This window comes from Halobacillus amylolyticus (assembly GCF_022921115.1).
Lineage (GTDB): Bacteria > Bacillota > Bacilli > Bacillales > Halobacillaceae > Halobacillus_A > Halobacillus_A amylolyticus.
In genome coordinates this window covers 3,690,458-3,712,161 of the sequence record NZ_CP095075.1, presented here as the reverse complement: position 1 = coordinate 3,712,161, position 21,704 = coordinate 3,690,458, and the positions used below count along the sequence as shown (strand labels likewise).

The following is a 21,704-nucleotide window of genomic DNA, read 5'->3' as shown; positions in this document are numbered from 1 at the left end:
AAAACATCTCATCTATCAGGCTACGATCCTATCTAATAGAGGAGATACTTTTTTAGCTGACAAGCATGTCTTTAAACACCCTTGTCAGCTGTTATCATTTCTTACTGACGAGCTTCTTCCCAAGCTTCCTTCGATTGCTGGATTACTTCTTCCCAAGTGATATTACCAGCAATATACTCCTGGACGGCTACACCAAATGCGCCTTCAGTCCAAGCAATTGGCGCTCCTAAGAATACCCATCCCATTGTATTTCCTTCTTTTACATATTCATAAATTTCCTTGGAAATAGGGTCAGCGATTTCAAGGTCCTCGTAACCTTCATACGCGGGGATGAATTTGAATTTTTCTGTTACAAATTTCTTGCCTGTTTCAGAAGTGTACATCCAATCTAAGAACTCTTTACTAGCTTGTACCACTTCATCTCCTGACTCTTTATTAACGACCCAATAGTTTGGAACACCAACCGGAATACTTCCCTCATACCCTTCTACAGGTATTGGAAGAAGTCCCACATTATTTTGAGCGAATTCTTCATCCATTGATGCAATAGTGTTATATACCCAGTTCCCTTGTTGGATCATGGCTACTTTGCCAAGTGAGAAATATTCTTCCACTTGTTGAGAATAGTCAAGGCTCAATGTCGGTTGAACAGAGTAATTATTTTGTAGATCTAAGAAACGCTTCAGTTGGTCACCCATTGTGAATTCAACAGTGTCTGCATTATAAGCTTCCATTACATCGTGATTAAATTCATCAGCCAAGTAGGCATTAGCCATATGATTACCAATTACCCACTTTTCTTTAGCCGGAAAAGCGAATGGTGCTTTAATGCCAAGCTCGTCCTTTTTACTATCAAGCGTTTCAACGGCCTTTTTCAATTCTTCAAATGTTTTAATCTCATCAGGATTGATTCCTGCTTCTTCAAAAACTTTCTTATTGTAAAGCAATCCGTAACCTTCTTGGTTAAACGGAAGCCCTAAGATTTTACCATCTCTTTTGACACTTGTAAGCGTACCATCAAGTGCAGCATCAGCAGCCTTCGTATCTGAAAGATCAGCTAAATACTTTTCATACTCATCAACATCTGTCGGACCACCGATATTGAAAATGTCTGGCTCTTCACCGGAAGAGAAAGATGTTTTCAAGGAAGCACCGTAATCATTTCCCCCGCCAACTGTTTTAACGTTGATATTTACATCCGGATTTTCTTCCTCATACATGGCAACTAATTCCTCAAACTGCTCTTTAAATTCCACTTTAAACTGGAATACATCTACCGTTACTGCATCTTCGGACGAACCACTTGCTTCCTCATCACCAGAAGAAAACGAACACCCTGTTAACGCAACGCTGGATGCTAACAAAGCAGTAGCAATTCCTGAATAAAACTTCTTCTTATTCATTTGATCCACTCCCTAGTATGATTTTAATCAATGAATGAATGCGCTTCCATAATTCACTAAAAATTTTTGCTGTTGCTGATGTACTAAGGTGCATACGTTTGCACTTTGATGCAAACAACGTCCTTTATGTACCATGAGAACGTCTTTTAGAGAATAAATAATATATCAATTGCATTCGTGAATACGTTTGCACAAAATTCATTAAACAAATCATATCACGGGGATTATGGTATGGCAACCTAATTTTTCAGAATTTTATTTATCCGAATGATGTTCTCTTACGTAAGGGTTGATTTTTATATACAGTTTGATTGATAGCATTAAGCACGAGGAGGCGCATCCCTCGATAATAGATTTCGAGACGTAAAACTATACATCAAACAAATTTTCTCTTTATAGATCGTTTTTCCAAAACGATTGTTCCTTAACGTTCTGTCATTGGTCCCTATCTTCTAGGATTGTTCGCTAACGCGCTGTCATTGGTCCCTATCTCGGCATCATTGTTCCCTATCTCACCGGGATTGTTCTTTAACGTTTTTTCACAATAAAATAGAGTCCATTGCCAGTTTATGGACTCTATATATCTAGTCAAACTCAGCTTACTGAAAATGGCTACGGGGCAGTCGTTCCCTCCCCGTTGAAGTTGAAGATAATAACGCAACTACAAGATATTAGTAAACTCTTGCATACGTTCGATGAAATCAAGCGCAAATGTACGAACGATGAAATAGGTGATTAACATAATTACAGCACTTGTACCCACGCCCCAGTAGATATTTCTTGATTTATGGGGACTATTCATTCCGTAATGATAGACCATAATTGCTGGCAAAATAAAGACGGTGAATACAAGGGATGCGTTTAGGGATACCAGAGTGAATCCAATTGAACCGCTGTACCCAAAGACGATAGCTGCTATATTTAATGTAGTAAAGGGGATGATTAATCCTCCATATTGGGCAACAGCTTTTTGAAAAGAGAAGTTTATGTTCATCATTTTGATCGCCACAAAAATGGTAACTGTTGCTGCTGCAAGGAAGAGTAAGACAAAGAGAAAAATCGGCGATACTACTTTGAAGAAGGGAAGAGATTGCTGCGTACTGGATTCTCCCATTAGGGAACTGAATCCTCCCATGGTCAATTTGTAAAATTTATTCGCTAAAAGATAAAGACTCAACGTAAAGGCTGTAATATAGATGGCCATCGTAACAAGCCCTGAAACGAAATGGTTTTCTGTCGATGTAAAAGCGATGGACGGCCGTTTAAGCAGTTGCAGGGCATTTTTGCCAAATTGGCTGGAAGCTTGTTTCGCCTTTGCCATACTATCAGATTGCGGCTGCACTTCTGTTGCTGCAGATTGGAATTGTTGTTGCTGCTGTTGTTGGTCGGCCGATTTATCTAATTGATGTACCGGCTGTTCCGTTGAAATCTCTGTGCCGCAGACGCCGCAAAACCTCCCTGACTCTTGTTCGTGATTACAGTTGGGACAGATCATGTAGAACGACTTCCTTTCCTCATTAAAGTTCATTTCGATTCGTTTCATTGATGTCAATTTTCCTAATCTGTAAGCCACTTCCGTGCGTAACGACTGTGTAGATTTTTTCGCGGTCGTAATCGATTTGATCACCAAGATGGTTTGTAAACAGAAACTTTTCATTGGTAAAAATTTTAAATATGCCCTCCTTCACTTGCTCCGCTCCTGTAATGAGATTTTCGTTAAATTCATAAGTATAATTTTCATCTTTTAAATCTCCAACATATTTGGACAATCCAGCATCTGCGTCACTGCCATCTAATAAGTAATCTTCAATATAAGAATAATCACGGTTATTCAAGGCGACCTCATAGGCATCCCTAAAATCCAAGACAAATTCTTCTACGTCGTCTAAGGGAGCTTCCCTATTTGTTTCTACTGGTTCCTCCTTGTTTTCCATAACAGGAAGTTCAAATGCGAAATGATAATTTCCAAAATCATCTCCATCTTGTGTGATGGGGTCCGATTTTATCATTTCGCCGTCCGGTGTCTTCCACTCAGCGTGCATGGATACTTCTTTGTCTTCAGGGAAGGGTCCAAGTGTTTCAAACTCTTCTACCGTTTTCCCTGTACTTTCCCCATTAATAAATAAAATGGCTCCTTCGACATCAGACGTAGGCCAAGCATTGGCCACAGCAAAATTCAATTGGTAGTTTCCTTCTGAAGAGTCAACCGTAATGTCTTCTGACAAAGTCACTTCGCCAAAAGCATTTTTCATTAAACCAGTCACATGGTACGTGCCTGGGTAGGCTTCAATGGACTTGCTTGGCTCATTTGCCTTTTCAACATGAAGCTTGACATCCTCAATAGCAAAGTCAGATTGATCATAATTTGATGTAATCGAAACACGGAAAGGAAGAGCCTCAATTTCATATGTAGTATAAAGGCCTAAAGCGATATCGTTTTTCTTCACTATAAAACGGTCCTGTCCATCATTGCCCGTAACGGTTTGATCAAAATCTCCCGCTTCGTCTTCCATATAGACTGTAAACTGTTCCCGCATCGACTCCCAGCCGGCATTCGCAAGGGAACTCACATATTCGTCAGGGTTCATAAGTGCCTCTTCATCAATATTGACATGCTGTAAGAAAGCCTCGCTATTTTGCTCAGATACCGCACGATCCATCGCTTGAATTTGTTTAACGGGATCTAAGAAAGATGAAAGGGCAACATGCGCTCCAAATATTAATAAGGCTAATCCAACAAAGCTGCCGATCAAAACCTTTGACCTTTTCGACATTGTCTTTCTTGAAACAGGCTTCTCTCGAGTGGTGACCTTATGGCTGTTCGTCTCAGCTTCCTTTGTTGGGCCCGGCTGCTTTGTTCCACAAGATGTACAATACTGTTCTTCTTCTGCTAAAGAGTTTCCACATTGTTGACAGTAGGACAAACGATTCATCTCCCATCTTTTTGACCATTTGAAAGTTTGATGCATAGTACTTATATATGTTTAGGCATCCAATGTTATAGCATTTTTTTAAGAAAAAAGTAATGCATGTGTTTTTTGAGATTTTATCCTATCCCCTACTTTCATCAAACATGAAAAACCCCATACTTGGAGTTTAAGTATGAGGTACGAGTATTATGTTCTTTTTTAGAATGTCATTTTCCCTGGATGAAGTTATCCGAATTTAGGTTTGAGGCGCTGAAGGCTCATATAAAGCAAATAAGATACAATAAACAGATAAGGTGTAAACAAAAGTCCCCACAATAAATGCTCACGTATAACACTTAATCCAGCAAAATTGACCAAACGATTGGTTAGATCCAAAATAACCGTGTGAATGACATAAATCCCTACAGTGTTTTTCCCAATTTTATTAATGAGGGTTTCCTCTCCAATGTTAGGCATGCTGAATATAAACATAAATAATGCGGCCGCGACAAGAATCGTTGAAATAAAATAATTTCCGCTATCCCCACCGAGAGCATGGGCTGTGATTTCCCTTTCGATCATTTGTAATAAGGAAAACCCAATAAACACCAATACCCATACCCACGGCTTAAATCGTCGTGAAATTTGAGTGAATGGGGATTGATATTTTCCAAACATCCCGCCTAACGTTATATAAAATATACCAAAAAATGCCCCCTCACGGGATTCGAAGCTAAGATCATAAATCCCTGAATAGGATTGATCAAAGAGCCCAACTACGTATAAAACAAAACTGATCACTAACAGAAGCTCAATTTTTCCAAAGTAATAAAACAGAGCAAATAAGATCATAGCCCAGGTCGCAGCCAGCAAATACCAAAGATGGTACTGGGTATGGCCTGCACCGTAATAGAAGATATCAAAGGTCAAAAATGTACTGATATACTCAATGATGGGTTCACTTTTAAACCCTTTATCGAGAATGACCATCACTAAATCATAAAGGAAGAAAAATAAGAACCAGGCTACATACAAGTTAATCAACGTTCCCACATACTTTGGGAAATAGCCCCCGCCTTTACGTTCCACCTGTTTGACAACAAGGTAACCAGAGACCATAAAGAAAAAAGGGACTCCAAACCGGGCAAAGGTATCGATTAGGAAATCTATCCTACCGCCCTCAATACCGAAGAGGTCGACCTCTTTAAATGAATGCGAATGAATATATACAATAAAAAACATGGCTATAAATTTCACAAAATCGATGGAAGAGATTCGTTTCATCATTCATACCTCACTCACTAGCGTTTTCATGAGATATCTATTCGCTCTAAATCTTTATCAACCGGGGGGAGTAAAGCAATTGAAATAGAATTGACATACAAAAACCCCTTACGTTAGATCAATGGGCGACCTGGCCTGGCGTGAGGGGTTCCTGCTACTTTCCTGTTTCATAAAATTTTGATAAAGAAAAACCTCGTCCAAGAATTTCAGAAGCGTTAAGGAAGACAATGAAAGAAGTCGGTTCTTTTTCCTGTAGTGCTTTTTTTAAATAAATCGCTTCCTCCTGCTCAACAACACAAAGAATCATTGTCTTTTCGGTATTTGAATGACCTCCGACTGTACGGATTTTCGTCAGACCTCGATCAATTTCATCTTTAATGATCGACTGAATTAGTTCTTCCTTTTCAGAAATAATCAGGACAAGTTTCGATGGCGATGTTTGTAGTTGAACAAAGTCGATCACTTTACTTGTCACATAAATGGACATCATCGCAAATAAAGCAAGCTCCAGGTTAAACACGATCGCAGAAGTAATCACGACAAATCCATCTACGATTAATTGGGAAAAACCACTCGAAAAACCTGTATACTTTTTCAATGCCTGAGCAATCATCGCTGTGCCTCCGGTTGATCCTTTTCCTCGATAAACTGTTCCGAGACCAACCCCTAACAGAATTCCACCATAAATCGCAGCCAGCAAAGGATTGTCCACTTTAAAGGGGAGATCAGCCGTAAGCCAGATGACAAATGGTACAAATAATGTTCCCACTAACGTTTTTAAGCTAAAGTCTTTCCCAAGAAGAAGAATTCCCAAAATAAACAGTGGAATATTAATCGCCCACTGGACAAAAGCCGGATTAAACTTGTACAACTCATATAAAATGGTACTTATCCCAGAAACACCGCCTGAAGCTAATTTAGCTGGCAGTAAAAACATGTTAAATGATAAACCAACAAAAGCCGAACCGATCATAATATAACAGTATTCAATAATTAGTTTGATTTGAGGTGATCGCTGGGTCATGTTCATCCCATCCTTTCTCACACGAACTCCATTATTCTAACATATATCTCGACAAAACTCTTATTTCCTTAACCTCAGCGAATTTCGACTTAACTCACGGTGATAAGGACGGATCTCTAGTAGATAACGACCTAGCTCATGGGAATAGCGTCCTAGCTCCGAGAAATAGCGACTTAACCGGAAAATGTTTTTTGTAAAATAAAGAAGCCACCCAAACAGGATAGCTTCAATTTTACTACATTAAAGGATGACCGCTGCAATAACCCCGAATATGAACAGTGGGATATTATAATGCAAGAATGTTGGCACACATGTTTCCCAAATATGATGGTGTTTACCGTCTGCATTTAATCCCGATGTTGGTCCAAGTGTACTGTCTGAAGCGGGAGAACCTGCGTCCCCGAGCGCACCAGCTGTTCCAATTAAGGCAGCAGTAGCCATCGGTGAAAATCCGGCTGTTAGACAAATAGGAACATAAAGTGCCGCAATCACTGGTATCGTACCAAATGAAGAGCCAATCCCCATGGTGATCAGCAAACCGACTAGGAGCATAACAATCGCGATCAGTAAGTGAGATCCACCTAAAAGCCCTTCAGTTTGATCAACAAGTGCTTGAACGGATCCCGTTTCTTTTAAAATCGTAGCGTAACCAGAAGCAATCAGCATGACAAAGGCGATCATACCCATCATCCCGATCCCCTCCTGAACAACTTGCTCACCTTGATAGAATTTAACAACTCTAGTTAGAAACATAACGATGATACCGGCCAAGGCACCGATCACGAGGGAGTCCGTATAAAGCTGCAGAGCAAGAGCCACCACAATGGCCAGGATCGTCATCCAGTGCTCCATTCCCCACTTAATGTCTTTTCGATGGAAAACATCTTCAGGAACATTCTCATCATCAGATATTTTGGGATCAGGCTTTCCATTTTGACTAACCCGATCTTTTCGATAAGAAATGAGCAGGGCAATAAATAATCCAACAATCATTCCTGCACCAGGAAACAGCATCGCAAGCGTCACCTTATTTAAAGCAATTTCCATTCCATTTGCCTTCATCTCATCACGAATAATCCCCTGAAATATCAGCCCAAACCCTGCAGGTATCATAATATAAGGTGCTTTCAATCCGAACGTCAGGGCAGACGCTACGGCTCTTCTGTCCAATTTAATTCGGTCAAATAATGAGAGCAATGGCGGGATTAAGATCGGAATAAAAGCGATATGGACAGGAATGACGTTTTGTGAAAGACAAGCTAGTCCCGCAATGGTAAAAACGAGGACAAGTTTCCGATCACCTATCACCTTGAGCATTTTATTCACCAAGATGCTCGTTATCCCTGATAAGCCAATCATGACTGCAAATATTCCGAGTAGTATATAACTAAGCGCCGTATTCGATTGACCGCCCATCCCCGAAACGATGACTGACACGGATTCCGAAACATTCATTCCTGAAACTACCCCTGCTGTAATGGCCGCGATCAATATGGCAAAAATGACATTGACGCGAACCAGGCTCAATATGACCATGACTAACACACTTATGATCACAGCATTTGTGAACATCTAATTCCCCCCTCTTTTTCTTTTCTTAACTAGATATGGTCTTCCGTTGTATTGTCCAATCAAATTGATCACAGCTCAACCATTTCGAAAGGGTTTCGATATCTTTTGAAAAAATACGATCCTCCGTTATCGATGGCACCACTTCTCTCCCTTTTGCAAAAAGTCTTTGAATGGAAGATGACGCTAACGAGATACCGCGATATTCAAGAGCCTGCATAGCACAAATCATTTCAATGGAAACTACTTTTTGCGCATTCACAATGATTTGATACGCATGGCGAGCCCCGATGGTTCCCATACTGACATGGTCCTCCTGGTTTGCAGAGGATGGGATCGAGTCCACACTGGCTGGATGGGCCAACGTTTTATTTTCCGAAACGAGGGAGGCAGCAACATATTGCATGATCATCGCCCCAGATTGTAGACCAGGATCCGGACTTAAGAAGCCTGGCAGGTCATTTAACTGCGGGTTAACGAGCCGCTCCACCCGACGTTCTGAGATATTAGCTATTTCCGCTACTGCGATTTTCAAGAAGTCCATGGCAAGGGCAATCGGCTGTCCGTGGAAGTTCCCGCCTGATACCACAGTCTCCCCATCGTCAAAAATAAGTGGGTTATCTGTTGCCGCATTCATTTCAATCTCAAGCTTTTCTTTGACATAAGCAAGGCTCTGCCTTGAAGCACCGTGGACCTGCGGGATACATCGGAGGGAATAGGCGTCTTGCACCCTTTTTTCCCCTTGGTGTGTGATCAGTTTACTGTCACTCGTAATCGTACGAACTCTTTCTGCCACTTCCATTTGTTCAGGATAGCCTCGTGCTTCATGAATAGCTGGATGGAAGGCATCAATAATTCCTTCAAGTGATTCTAACGTCATGGATGAAACCCAGTCACTTTGGTCGACTAGACGTTCTGCTTCAATATAATTGATCACCCCCATAGCTGTCATCGCCTGTGTCCCATTAATAAGAGCAAGGCCTTCTTTGGCTTTCAGTGTAAGAGATTCATAGCCAAGCTTTTGATAAGCTTCCTGTGTTGGCCTGATTTTGCCACGATAATGGACTTCTCCTTCCCCCACTAGTACTAAAGCAAGGTGTGAAAGCGGTGCAAGATCACCTGAAGCGCCAAGTGAGCCTTGACTAGGAATGACTGGAAAAATATTCTCATTAACCATGTCACGCAAACGTTCCACCACACATGGACGTACGCCTGAGAATCCTTTGAGTAACGCATTGAGCCTTAGTACCACCATTGCTTTGCTGACAACTGCAGGGAAATTCTCCCCCACACCACAAGCATGAGAGCGAATCAAATGAAGCTGTAAGTTATCGACATCTTCATCTTTAATACGAACATCACTAAATTTTCCGAACCCCGTGTTAATGCCATAAACCGTTTCCCCATTTGAAACAATCCTCTCTACGGCAGCCCTGCTTTTCCGCACCTTTTTCATACTCTCTGGGTTAATGGCGATGATTTCTTTACCATAAATAATGCTTTTCATTTGCTTTAATGTTAAGTCCGAACCATTTAATTGAATCATAAAAATTTCTCCTCTCCATAATAAAAAAAGAGACGACAATGGCATACGAAATACCATTGCCGCCTCCTCAAAACTTTTGACTATAGGCAGCTGTTACCCTATATGATTAATTCCAAGCCCGAACGTTTCATGTTCAAGCCCTTTCACTGGCGCGCCAATCGTTCCATAAAAAGCGACTGCCAGCCACTCACCTTCATCAAACTGCTCATATGGAGATCCTCGAACAATAGCAAAACGCAATCCTACCGTCCGCATCATGTCTCCCGCACCAATTTGACCGCGCATCACGCCTTCTAACGCTTCTAGAATGGCATGATACAAAGCGTGTGTTTCACGATACAACACTTCAGAAATAATATGGTTTCTCTTCCCGGCAGTTTCTACCGCTGAAATCACTTTCTGCATATTCATGGAACCTGCTTTACCCTGACAATACTCCACATCTTTTAACTGTGCAGAAAATGGTTCCAACTCTACCGGTGTTAATGAGGCCACTAGCATAGCTAACTTCCCAATTGGAATCTTCTGCGTCATTTACTTCACCTAATTCAGCTTATAATCAACTATTCACTACTAACTAAATAAATTGTAAACGTTTTCTTAATTGTCTGTCAATGGTTATATGGAAAATTTTAGTCTTTTATTACACTAATTAAGTAATACACTAAATTCAAATCCAATTTTTGGATGACCTGAGGTGGTAATATATGGTCTAAAAAAGGTCGTCTCTCACAAGTACGAGAGACGACCTTTTTTTCATTCTTGTCCTGCTTTGAATATATCTTCTTCGATTTGCTGTTGGGCAATATAATCACCCAATTGTTTTGTAGCTAAACTAACAGCAACATAGGCAATAAACGAGAGGATAATCGGTAAGACGACACTATGCATACCAAAAGGTGTCGTGAAGAATTGCTCTATAATAATGTAGGACCCGACACCAACAACCATCGAGGATAGTGCGCCATATTTGTTTCCCCTTTTCCAGTAAAGCCCCATCACAACAGGCCAAATAAACGTTGCTTCCAAGCCGCCAAATGCAAATAAATTAAGCCAGATTAGTAGATCTGGTGGATTGATGGCCATTAAAAATACTAGTATCCCAAGGACAGCTGTCACTCCAAAGCTTAACGTTTTTATCCTTTGGTACGAAGCGTCTGGTTTAACATAGTTGACGTAAACATCTTTCACAACAGAAGAGCTGACTAAAAGCAATAATGAGTCTACTGTTGACATGATCGCGGCCATGGGAGCAGCTAACACGACACCAGCGAGCCATGCAGGCAACACTTCTAAGGCTATTAGCGGCATCACCTTATCCCCTACTTCAATCCCGGGTAAGATCGGTCGGGCAAACACTCCTATCAAATGCATATTTAACATGATGAATCCAACAACAACTGTTCCAATAATCAAAGCCCGGTGCATCGCCTTCGAACTTTTATAAGACATCGCCCGCACTGTTATTTGGGGAAGCCCGACAACAGCTACACCAACGAGGATCCAAAAGGAGGAAACATAGGCAGGGGTCAGGCTGCCATCTGCACCAAACGGGGTTATTAAATTGGGATTCTCTGCTGCCAATCCATCCATAATGTTAGAAATGCCCCGCCCGCAATAATTGTTGCTATGAGAAGGATGAGTGTCCCACCAAACATAACTACACCCTGGACAGCATCCGTTAACGCGACTGCCTTAAACCCCCAATAATTACATAGATAAGTACTGAGATTGCAAAAATAAATAAAGCTGTATGATAAGGTAATCCAGTTAATGACTCTATTAATCTAGCCCCTCCAACCCACTGGGCTGCCATCGCTGAAAATAGAAAGATAATGATACTAAAAGCTGCCATCAAGACAACCCATTTACTTTGGTAACGACCTCTTAAAAAGTCGGTTAACGTAACAGCATTATATCTTCTTGACATAATGGCAAACTTTTTACCTAAAATCATGAGAACAAAATAACCGGTAACCACTTGAGACATGGATAGTAAAACCCAGCCTAATCCCTCTGTATAAGCAACCCCGGGGCCGCCTACAAAACTGCTAGCACTTCCGTAAGTAGCGATCATCGTCATAGCTAAAATAAATCCACCTAGCTGACGCCCGCCAAGGAAATATTCCTCTAGGAAATCATGATTGGCCTTTTTTAATGAGCCACTTGCTACAAACCCTACAATGAAAATAACAACTAGAAAAATCAACAATGGTACAATGACAGCCAAATTCATGATTGATTACCGCTCCGTTCCTCCTCAAACGATACCTCCACAAATAAAAACCTCACAACAAAAAAGACTAGCGCTGCCATTAGAATAAATCCAACTACACAACTATAAAAAAACCACGCTGGCAGCCCAAAGACATAACTATATTCTTCTGGTGGTTTACTCCCTAATCCATATGCAAAGGCGAACCACCAAACAAAATTGACCACGGCCAAAGTAACGCCAATTAAGGCTTCACGGTTTGCTATGGTAAAGCGATGGTCTTGTTCCTTTGCAGCCATTTTTTTCATCCCCCCATTATTGTAAGAACTTAAGCATCACACCTGATGTTTTCCTTAGTGTACCAAATTTAAGAATAGAGCTACCATGTAAAGAACTACTTTTTATCATTTTTTGACGATCTATATTTTTCTAAAAAGAACCTAGTCAATCACCCACACATGATTTTTGCATACCTTAAGTAACAGGATTGACAATTGTTTTAGGGAGAGTGATAAAATGGCGGGGAAAGTACATCATTTTTTTGCGGGAGATCATACAGCAAAAGGCTTTTATCCTTTGTATGCTTTCAATTATCAGGGACTTGAGCGTGTATTTATACTGCAAGGTTTACCTTATACAGGTAAATCAAGTCTTATGGAGAAGCTGGCAGATGAATGGAAAGGTGAGGGTTTCGATATAGAAGTGATTCATTCCTCTTCAGATAATCAAGCAATAGACGGAGTAATTATCCAGCAGTTGAAGCTTGGTATTTATGGCGGGGACACCCCGTTATATGTTTTTAATGATGAAAACTTGGAATACATCAATATGGATACTACCGTAAATTTTGACAGTTTAAACGGTAAAAAAGATACCATTATTCAACTGAAAGAGAAAATAAAAAATGCATACCAGGAAGCACAGAACTCATTTAAAGCTGGTCTTGAGATCCATGATGACCTTGAGGATATTTACATTAATCAGATGAATTTTACCAAAGCAAATCAGTTAACCACTCAATTGATACATCAGTTATTTAACAATCGAAAAGCTGCAAGTAATGATGCTGTAGTCAAACGTCGCTTCTTCGGTGCTTCTACACCACAGGGAGTGGTTGATTATATTCCGAATTTAACAGAAGACTTAGATAAACGCTATTTCATAAAAGGGCGCGCAGGAACAGGGAAGTCTACTATCCTCAAGCAAATAGCTGCAGCTGGTGAAAGTCTTGGCTTTGATGTAGAGATTTACCATTGTGGGTTTGATCCCTTGAGTCTAGATATGGTAATCGTCCGCGAATTAGGATTTTGCGTTTTTGACAGCACAGACCCGCATGAGTATTTCCCGGATCGAGAAGGCGATGAAATCGTTGATGTCTATGCCGAAGCCGTCACTCCTGGTACAGACGAAAAGTATGCAGATGAAATTGATAATCTCACCCGTGGTTATAAATCTTACATGAAAGAAGGCGTCGCTTATTTAAAAGAAGCAAAACAACATGATGATGAGCTCCAATCAATCTATAAGGATGCTGTAGATAACTCAGTAACTGATAAAATTTTTGAAAAGCTTCATCTGGAGGTAGGAAAGAAAGCGAGTAGCCTGGAGTAATTTTTCCGGGAATTAGTTGGCAGGAATGACGCCAAACGTTAAGCGACCTCTACCCTCCTTGAGAGGAATCGAATCACCTATTTCTTTTAAGTGCACTTTGTTAATAGAGCATAATTACAAGCTACCTTCTTTTATAAAATAAGACGGCCGAGTGGGGGACACTCGGCCTAAATTCATCTCAAACATTTACGCTCTTGCAAGCATGCGGTCGAGAGCCTGCTTCGCATCGATCGCAATCTCTTTATTTACCTCTATCAGATTGACAGTTTTTCCCTGTGCGAGCGATTCAAGTGACCATGCAAGATGAGGCAGGTCGATTCGGTTCATTGTCAAACATGGGCACATATTTGGATTCAGGGAAACGATCTGCTTATCCGGATGATCCTGTATGATTCGATTGACAAGATTCATTTCTGTACCGATCGCCCATGAGCTGCCAGGTGGAGCCTGCTCGATCGTTTTTATAATATGGTTTGTGGATCCTGCTTCATCAGACAAGGCGACCACTTCTCTTCGGCATTCAGGGTGGACAATGATTTTCATATATGGATGTTTTTCCCGTATTTGAAGGACGTTTGATACGGTGAAATTTTCATGCACTGAACAATGCCCTTTCCATAAGATTACTTTTACATCCTCAACATCCCCCACATACATAAGCTCTTCTTTAATAGGATCCCAGACAGCCATGTCATCCAGAGAGATACCAAGGTCGTAAGCGGTATTACGACCAAGATGTTGATCAGGCAAAAATAGAATCCGCTCTTTTTGAGTAAGAGCCCACTGGATCATTTCCGCAGCGTTCGATGAGGTGACCGTTGCCCCTCCATGTTTTCCGACAAATGCTTTAATGGCAGCTGTTGAGTTGACATAAGTCAATGGTAAAATGGTGTCCCCGAAATCAGACATCAACTGTTCCCATGCTTTTTCTGTTTGGGTGAAGTTGGCCATATCGGCCATCGTACAGCCTGCTCGCATATCCGGGAGGTAAACTTTTTGATCATCTCTTGTCAGGATATCCGCTGTTTCGGCCATAAAATGGACACCGCAAAAGACAATCGCTTCTGCTTCATGCTGCGACGCTGAAATTTGGGCAAGCTTCAACGAATCCCCGCGTGCATCCGCAAATTCAATGACTTCATCTTTTTGATAGTGATGGCCGGGTAAAAAAAGTCTAGTTCCCATTTGATCCTTTACCTTCCGGACACGCTTAGTAAGCTCGCTGCTTTCCATTTGCATATATTTTTCCGGAATCGTTGGTGAAGAACTTTTCATTGTTTCTAAGATGTTCATCTTAATCCCTCCTCTCATTCATATGTACGTTGGCACTGATGTCAAGCGAGGGCGTAGAGTGGGTCAAACATCCTAAGGAAATGTAATCAACACCGCAATCGCTGTATTTTGAAAGGTCCTTTAATGTAATCCCTCCAGATGCTTCGGTCATAATATGTGGTGGGACAAGCTTTACGAATCTCTGAATTTCCTCAACACTGCGATTATCGAACATAATACAATCCGCCCCCGCTTCGACTGTCTCAAGCACCTGTTCTTCAGTTTCTGTTTCGACTTCAACCTTCACCATATGACCGACTCGCTTCCGCACTTGCCTAACTGCTTCCTTAATAGATCCGGCAAAAGTAATGTGGTTATCTTTAATCATGACAGCATCATACAACCCATTCCGATGATTAAAGCCGCCGCCTGTCCTGACAGCATACTTTTCAAACATCCGAAGTCCCGGGATCGTCTTTCTAGTATCGCATATCCTTGTGTGTGCACTATTTAAACTTGTAACAGCCTTATTTGTCATTGTCGCAATTCCACTCATTCGCTGAACGAGATTTAAGATCACACGCTCTCCTTTTAACAAACTCGCCCATTCCCCATTAGCGATAGCAATTGTCTCCCCTTGAGAAATCACATCACCATCCTTTTTCAGTAATTGAACGCTAATCGATGGATCAAGCATTTGAAAACCGATTACGATCACGGCTGTTCCACTTAAAACTCCCGATTGCTTCGCCTCAAAAACAACTTCCCCTCCATGAACTCCTGCAAATAAATAATCACTAGTTACATCGATATCACCAATGTCTTCAATGAAAAAATGCTCCAGAGCCTGTTTAAGCTTTAACTGATTCAAGTGATCTCCTCTTTTCTGAACATCTAATTTCTGTTGTATGCTTCCCTTGCCATTCATCTCTTTCATATGGAAAATCGCTTCGGAAATGACCTCCGCGGCTTTCTGTTCGTTTCAAAGCTGCGTTTGTGATCAGCCAGGATGTTTGTAGCATTGACAAAATGGACCATTGCTTTATTGTAAGCTGGCTAAAGTCTGTTCTCACCCATTTTTCAAGCTTAAACGATTCAATCCATTTGAGTTGGGTAAGCAGTGATTTTTCCTCTCGAACAATCCCTGCCCGATCCATCATATGGCATTGAATTTCTTCTACTGTCGGCAGCGTTAGGCCAGATACATTCTCATGATGATTACAACTTGGCGGCTCTTGGAAAAAGGGCGTTAAAGCCTGTTCTGCAATATGCTTAGCAAGTTTTTTACCGTAGACTAATCCTTCAAGTAAAGAGTTGCTGGCGAGTCGATTTGCTCCGTGAACATCTGTACAAGCGGCCTCCCCAACCGCGTAAAGACCAGGAACATTCGTCCTCCCCACATCATCGACTTCAATTCCTCCCATAAGAAAATGACAACCTGGGGCAACAGGAATGCTCCCACTCACTTGATTTCGTTGACATAGCTGGGCGGCTGTTGGAAATCTTTTTTTAAATTCGGGGATCGATGAGATATCTAAATACACAGGTCGGCCCTTTTGTATCGAGTTAAAAATCGTTTGAGCGACAACATGTCTTGGTGCTAAATCGCGCATTGGGTGAACGCCAGCCATTATCTGCTTCCCTTTGTCATCCACGAGCTGTGCCCCTTCCCCACGAATGGCTTCTGATACAAGTCCTTCCGTTTTTCCATTGCAAAAAAGTAACGTCGGATGAAATTGTACAAACTCCATATTTTTCACTCTCGCTCCAGCCCAGTAAGCTAGCGCGATCCCGTCCCCGGTTACTTCCTTTGCATTTGAGGTAAACGAATAAAGCTGTCCGCAGCCGCCTGTGGCCAAAACAACGTGAGGAGCAAAGATGCTATGGGACAATTCATCTCCTGTTTTACTTTTGACCCCATAACAACGGCCCTCTTTCTCCATGTGTAGATCATACACACATTGATTCTCATAAATATGTACGTTTGAACCCAACTTTTCTACTAAACAATCAATCATCATGCGGCCAGTCTGATCTCCTCCGCTATGCACGATTCTTGAGTGGCTATGTGCTCCTTCCCTTCCAAGCTGAAGGCTGCCGTTTTGGTCACGATCAAATGGACATTGATCATTGACAAGCTCTTGAATAGTCTCCGGCGCCTTGTCCGTTAACCGATGAACAGCCAGTTGATTATTCACATTCCTGCCCGCTTCCATCGTATCTTTATAGTGAAAAGTAGGATCATCCTCAGCCCCAATCGCAGCAGCAATTCCCCCTTGAGCCAATGATGAATTGCTCTTTTTCATCTGTGACTTTGTGAGAACAATCACATGAAAATTTCTGGGAAGATGAACGGCAAGCTGTAATGCAGCGATCCCGCTTCCCACAATAATTACGTCCGCTCTATTCAAAATGAACCCCACCTTATATTTACATGTGTATTGACAACTATATTTACATATATTTTAATTGAATACAAGGTCTTTTTATAAAAAATGGGAGGATCACCTATGAAATACTTTGATTATGCAGCAACTTGTCCGATTAGTGAGAAGGCTTTACAAACTTACATACAGGCATCTAAGGAGTACTTTGGTAATACTCGCAGCGTTCATGATATTGGCACAAAAGCTGATTCACTAGCAGAGCATTGCAGAGATAGATTGGCAAATCATTTCCAAGTGGATGCTGCAGGAATCACCTTTACGAGTGGAGGTACCGAAAGCAATATGCTAGCTTTATACGCACTAACTAATGCGGCGGCTCCAGGCAAGCATATTGTTATTTCCGCAGGTGAACATTCATCGATACATAATATAACGACGAAGCTTGTTGAAGAAAAGGGATTTAAAGTAAGTGAAGTGTCGTTGACTGAAGAAGGAATAGTTGACTTAGAAGAGTTAGAGGTTCTGATGCGCGAAGATACCGTACTCGTTTCGATCCAGCATGTCAATTCCGATATCGGAACCATTCAACCGATTGAAAAAATTTATGAGCTATGCAGAGCGGGTGGGATTTTGCTCCATAGTGATTGCGTTCAATCTTTTGGAAAAATTGATCTTAGTCGAATCGCTTCCTTGGTTGACAGTTTCTCAATTTCAAGCCACAAAATTTACGGACCAAAAGGGGTCGGTGCGTTGTATATTCGTCCATCGCTTTCCTTCTCCCCCTTTTTTCCTAACGGTTCCCACGAAAGCGGTATCCGTCAAGGTACCTTGAACACACCAGGAATTGCTGCCTTTACCACAGCTGCGGAAACAAGTTTGACGAAGCTTGCTCCACATCAACAGTACATCAAATCGTTAAAAGGAGAATTTTTGAATGCCTTAGAAGATATGGACGACTTCATTAAAGTGGCAGGCTCAGGCTCCGACTCTTGCATTCCTGTACTCGGGCTCTGCATTCACGAAACTGACGGCCAGCACATGATGCTTGAAGGAAACCGTAGAGGCTACTTTTTTTCAACCGGAAGTGCGTGTCAAGTCAGAAGCGGGGGGCCTCCAAAAACCTTGCTAGCGATGGGGATTTCAGAAGCGGAGGCAAAAACATTCATCCGGATTTCGTTTGGCTTTGATCGAACTTTGGAAGATGTTCGGGGATTGGCGGATTGTATTAAAGAAGTAATTCGGGAGCGGAAGAGAACTGTTTAATAGAGGTGACGGCAACCTAGCTAACACGAGGACACACCTCTCTAACAGCCACATTTGGGTCACACTAAAATAGCATTAAAAGTCTTGGATTGTTCCCGTTCTCAAGGTGAATGTAGAGTTAGTATAAAAAGTGGACACTAGTATTGAACCATGTTTTAATCATCACAAAGCATTAAAGGACGTGTTCACATTGACCCAAAAGTACAGAAATTATGACCCTGAGTTTAAGCTTTATGTTGTGAAGTTAATGGAATTGGACGGACACAAAATGACGGACCTTAGTCAGAAACTCGATATTCCCTACGGTAACCTTAAAAGATGGAAGACGGAGTATCGTGACCAAAAAAAGAAGGAAGAAAAAGAAGCACAGAATCAACTGTTGACCGCCTCTGAGTACAAGGAAATGTATGAAAAAGAGAAAAAAAGTAACGTAGAGCTCCAGGAGGAAGTCGACATTTTAAAAAAGGCCATGCACATCTTCAATCAGGAAAAGTAGTGAAGTTCAAGTTCATTCATGAACACCGACACGAACACACCATTTCGAGGATGTGCCAAGTTCTTGGTGTGTCTAAATCTGGTTATTATGATTATTTGAATCGTCTGGACAGAGAAGAAACGGAAAGAGAGGCTTGGAACCGTTATATCGATGAACGGATCCTCTTCCATTATCATGATAATTATGGGTGTTACGGCAGCCCTCGCATCCACTTTATGCTTCGAGAAGTGGATCAGGTGGAGGTTTCTCAAAAGAAAGTGACGAATCGAATGAGAGAACTGGACCTTTATGCCACACCACCTAAAAAGTTCATCAATACGACAGACTCTGATCACGATGAAACCATTCACTCAAACCATTTAAACCGTGACTTTCTTCCAGAGGCCCCAGACCAGGTTTGGGCTACTGATATTACTTATATTCACACAGGAGAAGGCTTTTTATATCTGAATCCTGTTATTGATCTTGCTTCCCGACGGATCATAAGTTATCAGTTAGACGATCATATGGATCACACCCTGTGCTTAAAAGCTTTAGAAAAGGCTTTGGCCATTCGTAACCCTAAGTCGGGTTGGATTCACCATTCAGATCGTGGCTCTCAGTACTGTTCTAAGGCTTATTTAGATACACTTAAGGAGGCAGGAGCGACCATAAGTATGAGTCGGAAGGGAAACCCCTACGACAATGCATGTGCAGAGAGTTTCTTTGCCTCTCTGAAAAAAGAATACCTGTACAAACATGTTTATGAGACAAAAGCAGAAGCCAAACTAGCCATTCAGTTTTACATCAATTTTTATAACCAAAAACGAATCCATTCTACATTGGACTATTTAACTCCGTTAGAAAAAGAAAAGAGCTATAAAATGAACCATGATAAAAAGCTCAAAAAGAACCAAATGTCCTCTGCCTAAAGGAATGAATTGGTTTTTGATTCTTTCCTTTAGGCGGAGGCATCCAAGCGTCTCGAAAGAGGACGCGCGGAAGAAAAAGAATGGTTCAAATACCGGTCTATGAATGTCCACTATATTGACAGATCTCCAAATGTTCCCTACTGATATAAGATTGTTCCTTAACTGATCTGATTGTTCCCTAAGTCACAAGGATTGTTCCTTATCTATAACAGATTGTTCCCTAACTCATAAACTGCCTATTCTTCCTGTTAGAATCGGGCAGTTTCTTCTTGACCTTTCATACCTTCATGAATTTTCTATCAAATTAATAATATTGAGGATTTTCCTGAGTATAAAACACTTTACTATATAATATATATCATAGGGGGACAACTCCCCTTTTGTAGGTGTTAGCAAAACAGTTAAGGGGGAATAAATTACCGTGTTGCGATCGATGACTTTGTTCTTTAATCGTTTAGTTCAGCGTTATTTACCTGATGCCTTCTTATTCGCTATTATTTTAACTTTAATCGTTTTTGGTCTAGGTATAGGCTTTACAGGCAGTTCACCGGCTAAAATGGTCCAGTATTGGGGAGATGGATTCTGGGATCTCCTCGCTTTCGCCATGCAGATGTCCTTGATTGTGGTTACAGGGTATATTTTGGCAAACAGTCCGATCATAAAATCATTATTAACGAGGCTCAGCAAGTTAGCCACTACCCCAGGTCAAGCCATCGTGTTGGTCACGTTTACAGCAGCCGTCGCTTGTTTAATCAATTACGGTTTCGGTTTAGTTGTCGGAGCACTACTCGCCATTCATGTAGCCAAGCGAGTTCCTTCCGTCGATTACCGGCTCTTAATGGCTAGTGCCTATAGCGGTTTCCTGCTTTGGCATGGGGGATTATCTGGTTCCATTCCTTTAACTATTGCGACTGAGGGCCATTTTATGGCGGATTCAATAGGGATCATCCCCATTACAGAAACGATCTTCAGTGGGATGAACCTGTTCATTGTAGGGATTTTGCTAGTGAGTCTTCCCCTGTTAAACCGCTTATTGATGAATTCTACCGATGACTTAGCCAAAAATAACCCCGATTTATTGAAGAGTGAGACTTACACACAGGAACCGGAAACTACACCCGTACAAGAAAATATGACACCTGCTGAACGACTAGAAAATAGTAAACTCCTTTCCCTAGTTATTGGATTGTTGGGCTTAGCTTTCGTTATCTACCATTTCGCTAAAAATGGTCTCGACTTAAATATTAATATCGTCAACTTCATCTTCCTATTTCTCGGCATTATTTTTCATCAAACTCCAAGACAGTTCCTTGATAGTGTTTCGGATGCCGTAAAAAATGCAGGAGGAATCATCATACAGTTCCCATTCTACGCTGGGATTATGGGCATGATGGTTGCTTCGGGATTATCTGAACAGATGTCCTTATGGTTTGTCAGTATCTCAAGCGACTTCACTTTCCCGTTATTTACGTTTATCAGTGCCGGCATCGTTAATTTCTTTGTTCCTTCAGGCGGTGGACAGTGGGCGGTACAAGCACCGATTATGATCCCCGCAGCCCTTGATCTTGGAGTGGATACAGCGAAAACGGCGATGGCCGTAGCTTGGGGGGACGCGTGGACGAACATGATTCAGCCGTTTTGGGCGCTCCCGCTTCTTGCCATAGCAGGGCTAAAGGTAAAAGATATTATGGGTTTTTGCGTGATCGTCTTGCTATGGAGTTTTATCCCTATTTCTATCGGTCTATTGTTCTTTTAAAATAAACAAAGCTCCCGCAAAAATTGAAGCGGGAGCTTTGTTTATTTCTATATTAGAT

17 protein-coding genes and 1 pseudogene are annotated in these 21,704 nt (G+C 41.4%); 5 read left to right on the top strand and 13 right to left on the bottom strand.

Going from position 1 to position 21,704, the window contains the following annotated elements:
• Window positions 1–101: 101 nt before the first annotated feature.
• The 10 genes and pseudogenes from MUO15_RS18685 to MUO15_RS18640 form a co-directional block, all read right to left on the bottom strand.
• A complete protein-coding gene (locus MUO15_RS18685) occupies window positions 102–1,403 on the bottom strand; it encodes an ABC transporter substrate-binding protein (protein WP_245031706.1) in 1,302 nt (433 codons plus the stop codon).
• Between the two features lie 661 nt (window positions 1,404–2,064).
• A complete protein-coding gene (locus tag MUO15_RS18680; RefSeq protein ID WP_245031705.1) occupies window positions 2,065–2,946 on the bottom strand; it encodes a zinc ribbon domain-containing protein in 882 nt (293 codons plus the stop codon).
• Entirely contained in the window at window positions 2,921–4,327 is a 1,407-nt protein-coding gene (locus MUO15_RS18675; protein WP_245031703.1) for a TcaA NTF2-like domain-containing protein, read from the bottom strand. Before MUO15_RS18675 ends, MUO15_RS18680 begins: the two co-directional genes overlap by 26 nt.
• Before the next feature lie 231 nt (window positions 4,328–4,558).
• On the bottom strand, window positions 4,559–5,599 hold the full coding sequence (locus tag MUO15_RS18670) for an acyltransferase (RefSeq protein WP_245031701.1): 1,041 nt from the start codon (window positions 5,597–5,599) through the stop codon (window positions 4,559–4,561).
• 151 nt (window positions 5,600–5,750) lie between these two features.
• Complete coding sequence (locus tag MUO15_RS18665) at window positions 5,751–6,620, bottom strand: YitT family protein (protein ID WP_245031699.1); 870 nt, start codon at window positions 6,618–6,620, stop codon at window positions 5,751–5,753.
• Between the two features lie 240 nt (window positions 6,621–6,860).
• Window positions 6,861–8,192: a Na+/H+ antiporter family protein gene (locus tag MUO15_RS18660; RefSeq protein WP_245031697.1), complete on the bottom strand. Its 1,332-nt coding sequence runs from the start codon at window positions 8,190–8,192 to the stop codon at window positions 6,861–6,863.
• A 25-nt stretch (window positions 8,193–8,217) separates the two neighbouring features.
• Window positions 8,218–9,735, bottom strand: coding sequence for a histidine ammonia-lyase (gene hutH, locus MUO15_RS18655; protein WP_245031695.1), 1,518 nt, complete (start codon window positions 9,733–9,735; stop codon window positions 8,218–8,220).
• Window positions 9,736–9,828: 93 nt separating this feature from the next.
• Window positions 9,829–10,269, bottom strand: coding sequence for a histidine utilization transcription antiterminator HutP (gene hutP / locus MUO15_RS18650; RefSeq protein ID WP_245031693.1), 441 nt, complete (start codon window positions 10,267–10,269; stop codon window positions 9,829–9,831).
• Window positions 10,270–10,491: 222 nt separating this feature from the next.
• Window positions 10,492–11,812: pseudogene (gene panF, locus MUO15_RS18645) on the bottom strand (sodium/pantothenate symporter).
• Window positions 11,813–11,967: 155 nt separating this feature from the next.
• Window positions 11,968–12,249, bottom strand: coding sequence for a YhdT family protein (locus tag MUO15_RS18640; RefSeq protein WP_245031691.1), 282 nt, complete (start codon window positions 12,247–12,249; stop codon window positions 11,968–11,970).
• A 217-nt stretch (window positions 12,250–12,466) separates the two neighbouring features.
• Here MUO15_RS18640 and MUO15_RS18635 point away from each other — a divergent pair, with 217 nt between their 5' ends.
• Window positions 12,467–13,561 carry a PRK06851 family protein gene (locus MUO15_RS18635; protein ID WP_245031689.1) on the top strand — a complete coding sequence of 365 codons (1,095 nt, stop codon included), beginning with the start codon at window positions 12,467–12,469 and terminating at the stop codon, window positions 13,559–13,561.
• Window positions 13,562–13,747: 186 nt separating this feature from the next.
• Here the strand turns inward: MUO15_RS18635 and nadA are convergent, their stop codons facing one another.
• Genes nadA through nadB form a run of 3 tightly spaced genes read right to left on the bottom strand, consistent with a single transcriptional unit; the run spans window position 13,748 to window position 17,244 of the window.
• Window positions 13,748–14,854, bottom strand: a complete 1,107-nt coding sequence (gene nadA, locus MUO15_RS18630; protein ID WP_245031687.1) for a quinolinate synthase NadA — start codon at window positions 14,852–14,854, stop codon at window positions 13,748–13,750.
• Window position 14,855: 1 nt separating this feature from the next.
• A complete protein-coding gene (gene nadC / locus MUO15_RS18625) occupies window positions 14,856–15,704 on the bottom strand; it encodes a carboxylating nicotinate-nucleotide diphosphorylase (protein ID WP_245031685.1) in 849 nt (282 codons plus the stop codon).
• The gene (gene nadB, locus MUO15_RS18620; RefSeq protein WP_245031683.1) at window positions 15,685–17,244 is read right to left on the bottom strand and encodes an L-aspartate oxidase; all 1,560 of its coding nucleotides are present in this window, start codon (window positions 17,242–17,244) and stop codon (window positions 15,685–15,687) included. The genes nadC and nadB overlap by 20 nt, the downstream gene beginning before the upstream one ends.
• Before the next feature lie 99 nt (window positions 17,245–17,343).
• On the opposite strand from nadB, the gene MUO15_RS18615 reads away from it, so the two are divergent.
• From MUO15_RS18615 to MUO15_RS18600, 4 genes are all read left to right on the top strand, one after another.
• Window positions 17,344–18,483: an IscS subfamily cysteine desulfurase gene (locus tag MUO15_RS18615; RefSeq protein WP_245031681.1), complete on the top strand. Its 1,140-nt coding sequence runs from the start codon at window positions 17,344–17,346 to the stop codon at window positions 18,481–18,483.
• A 190-nt stretch (window positions 18,484–18,673) separates the two neighbouring features.
• Complete coding sequence (locus tag MUO15_RS18610; protein ID WP_245029473.1) at window positions 18,674–18,979, top strand: transposase; 306 nt, start codon at window positions 18,674–18,676, stop codon at window positions 18,977–18,979.
• Window positions 18,979–19,890: an IS3 family transposase gene (locus MUO15_RS18605; RefSeq protein WP_245030908.1), complete on the top strand. Its 912-nt coding sequence runs from the start codon at window positions 18,979–18,981 to the stop codon at window positions 19,888–19,890. Before MUO15_RS18610 ends, MUO15_RS18605 begins: the two co-directional genes overlap by 1 nt.
• 433 nt (window positions 19,891–20,323) lie before the next feature.
• Window positions 20,324–21,646, top strand: a complete 1,323-nt coding sequence (locus MUO15_RS18600; RefSeq protein ID WP_396266362.1) for a short-chain fatty acid transporter — start codon at window positions 20,324–20,326, stop codon at window positions 21,644–21,646.
• Window positions 21,647–21,704: the final 58 nt, after the last annotated feature.

Excerpts from the sequence above, each read along its gene's own strand:
- hutP (WP_245031693.1), bottom strand. The coding sequence starts at position 10,269 with ATGACGCAGAAGATTCCAATTGGGAAGTTAGCTATGCTAGTGGCCTCA.
- MUO15_RS18600 (WP_396266362.1), top strand. The coding sequence starts at position 20,324 with ATGACTTTGTTCTTTAATCGTTTAGTTCAGCGTTATTTACCTGATGCC.
- MUO15_RS18670 (WP_245031701.1), bottom strand. The coding sequence starts at position 5,599 with ATGATGAAACGAATCTCTTCCATCGATTTTGTGAAATTTATAGCCATG.
- MUO15_RS18635 (WP_245031689.1), top strand. The coding sequence starts at position 12,467 with ATGGCGGGGAAAGTACATCATTTTTTTGCGGGAGATCATACAGCAAAA.
- MUO15_RS18660 (WP_245031697.1), bottom strand. The coding sequence starts at position 8,192 with ATGTTCACAAATGCTGTGATCATAAGTGTGTTAGTCATGGTCATATTG.
- MUO15_RS18665 (WP_245031699.1), bottom strand. The coding sequence starts at position 6,620 with ATGACCCAGCGATCACCTCAAATCAAACTAATTATTGAATACTGTTAT.
- MUO15_RS18640 (WP_245031691.1), bottom strand. The coding sequence starts at position 12,249 with ATGGCTGCAAAGGAACAAGACCATCGCTTTACCATAGCAAACCGTGAA.
- MUO15_RS18615 (WP_245031681.1), top strand. The coding sequence starts at position 17,344 with ATGAAATACTTTGATTATGCAGCAACTTGTCCGATTAGTGAGAAGGCT.
- nadA (WP_245031687.1), bottom strand. The coding sequence starts at position 14,854 with ATGAACATCTTAGAAACAATGAAAAGTTCTTCACCAACGATTCCGGAA.
- MUO15_RS18685 (WP_245031706.1), bottom strand. The coding sequence starts at position 1,403 with ATGAATAAGAAGAAGTTTTATTCAGGAATTGCTACTGCTTTGTTAGCA.
- MUO15_RS18680 (WP_245031705.1), bottom strand. The coding sequence starts at position 2,946 with ATGAAACGAATCGAAATGAACTTTAATGAGGAAAGGAAGTCGTTCTAC.
- hutH (WP_245031695.1), bottom strand. The coding sequence starts at position 9,735 with ATGATTCAATTAAATGGTTCGGACTTAACATTAAAGCAAATGAAAAGC.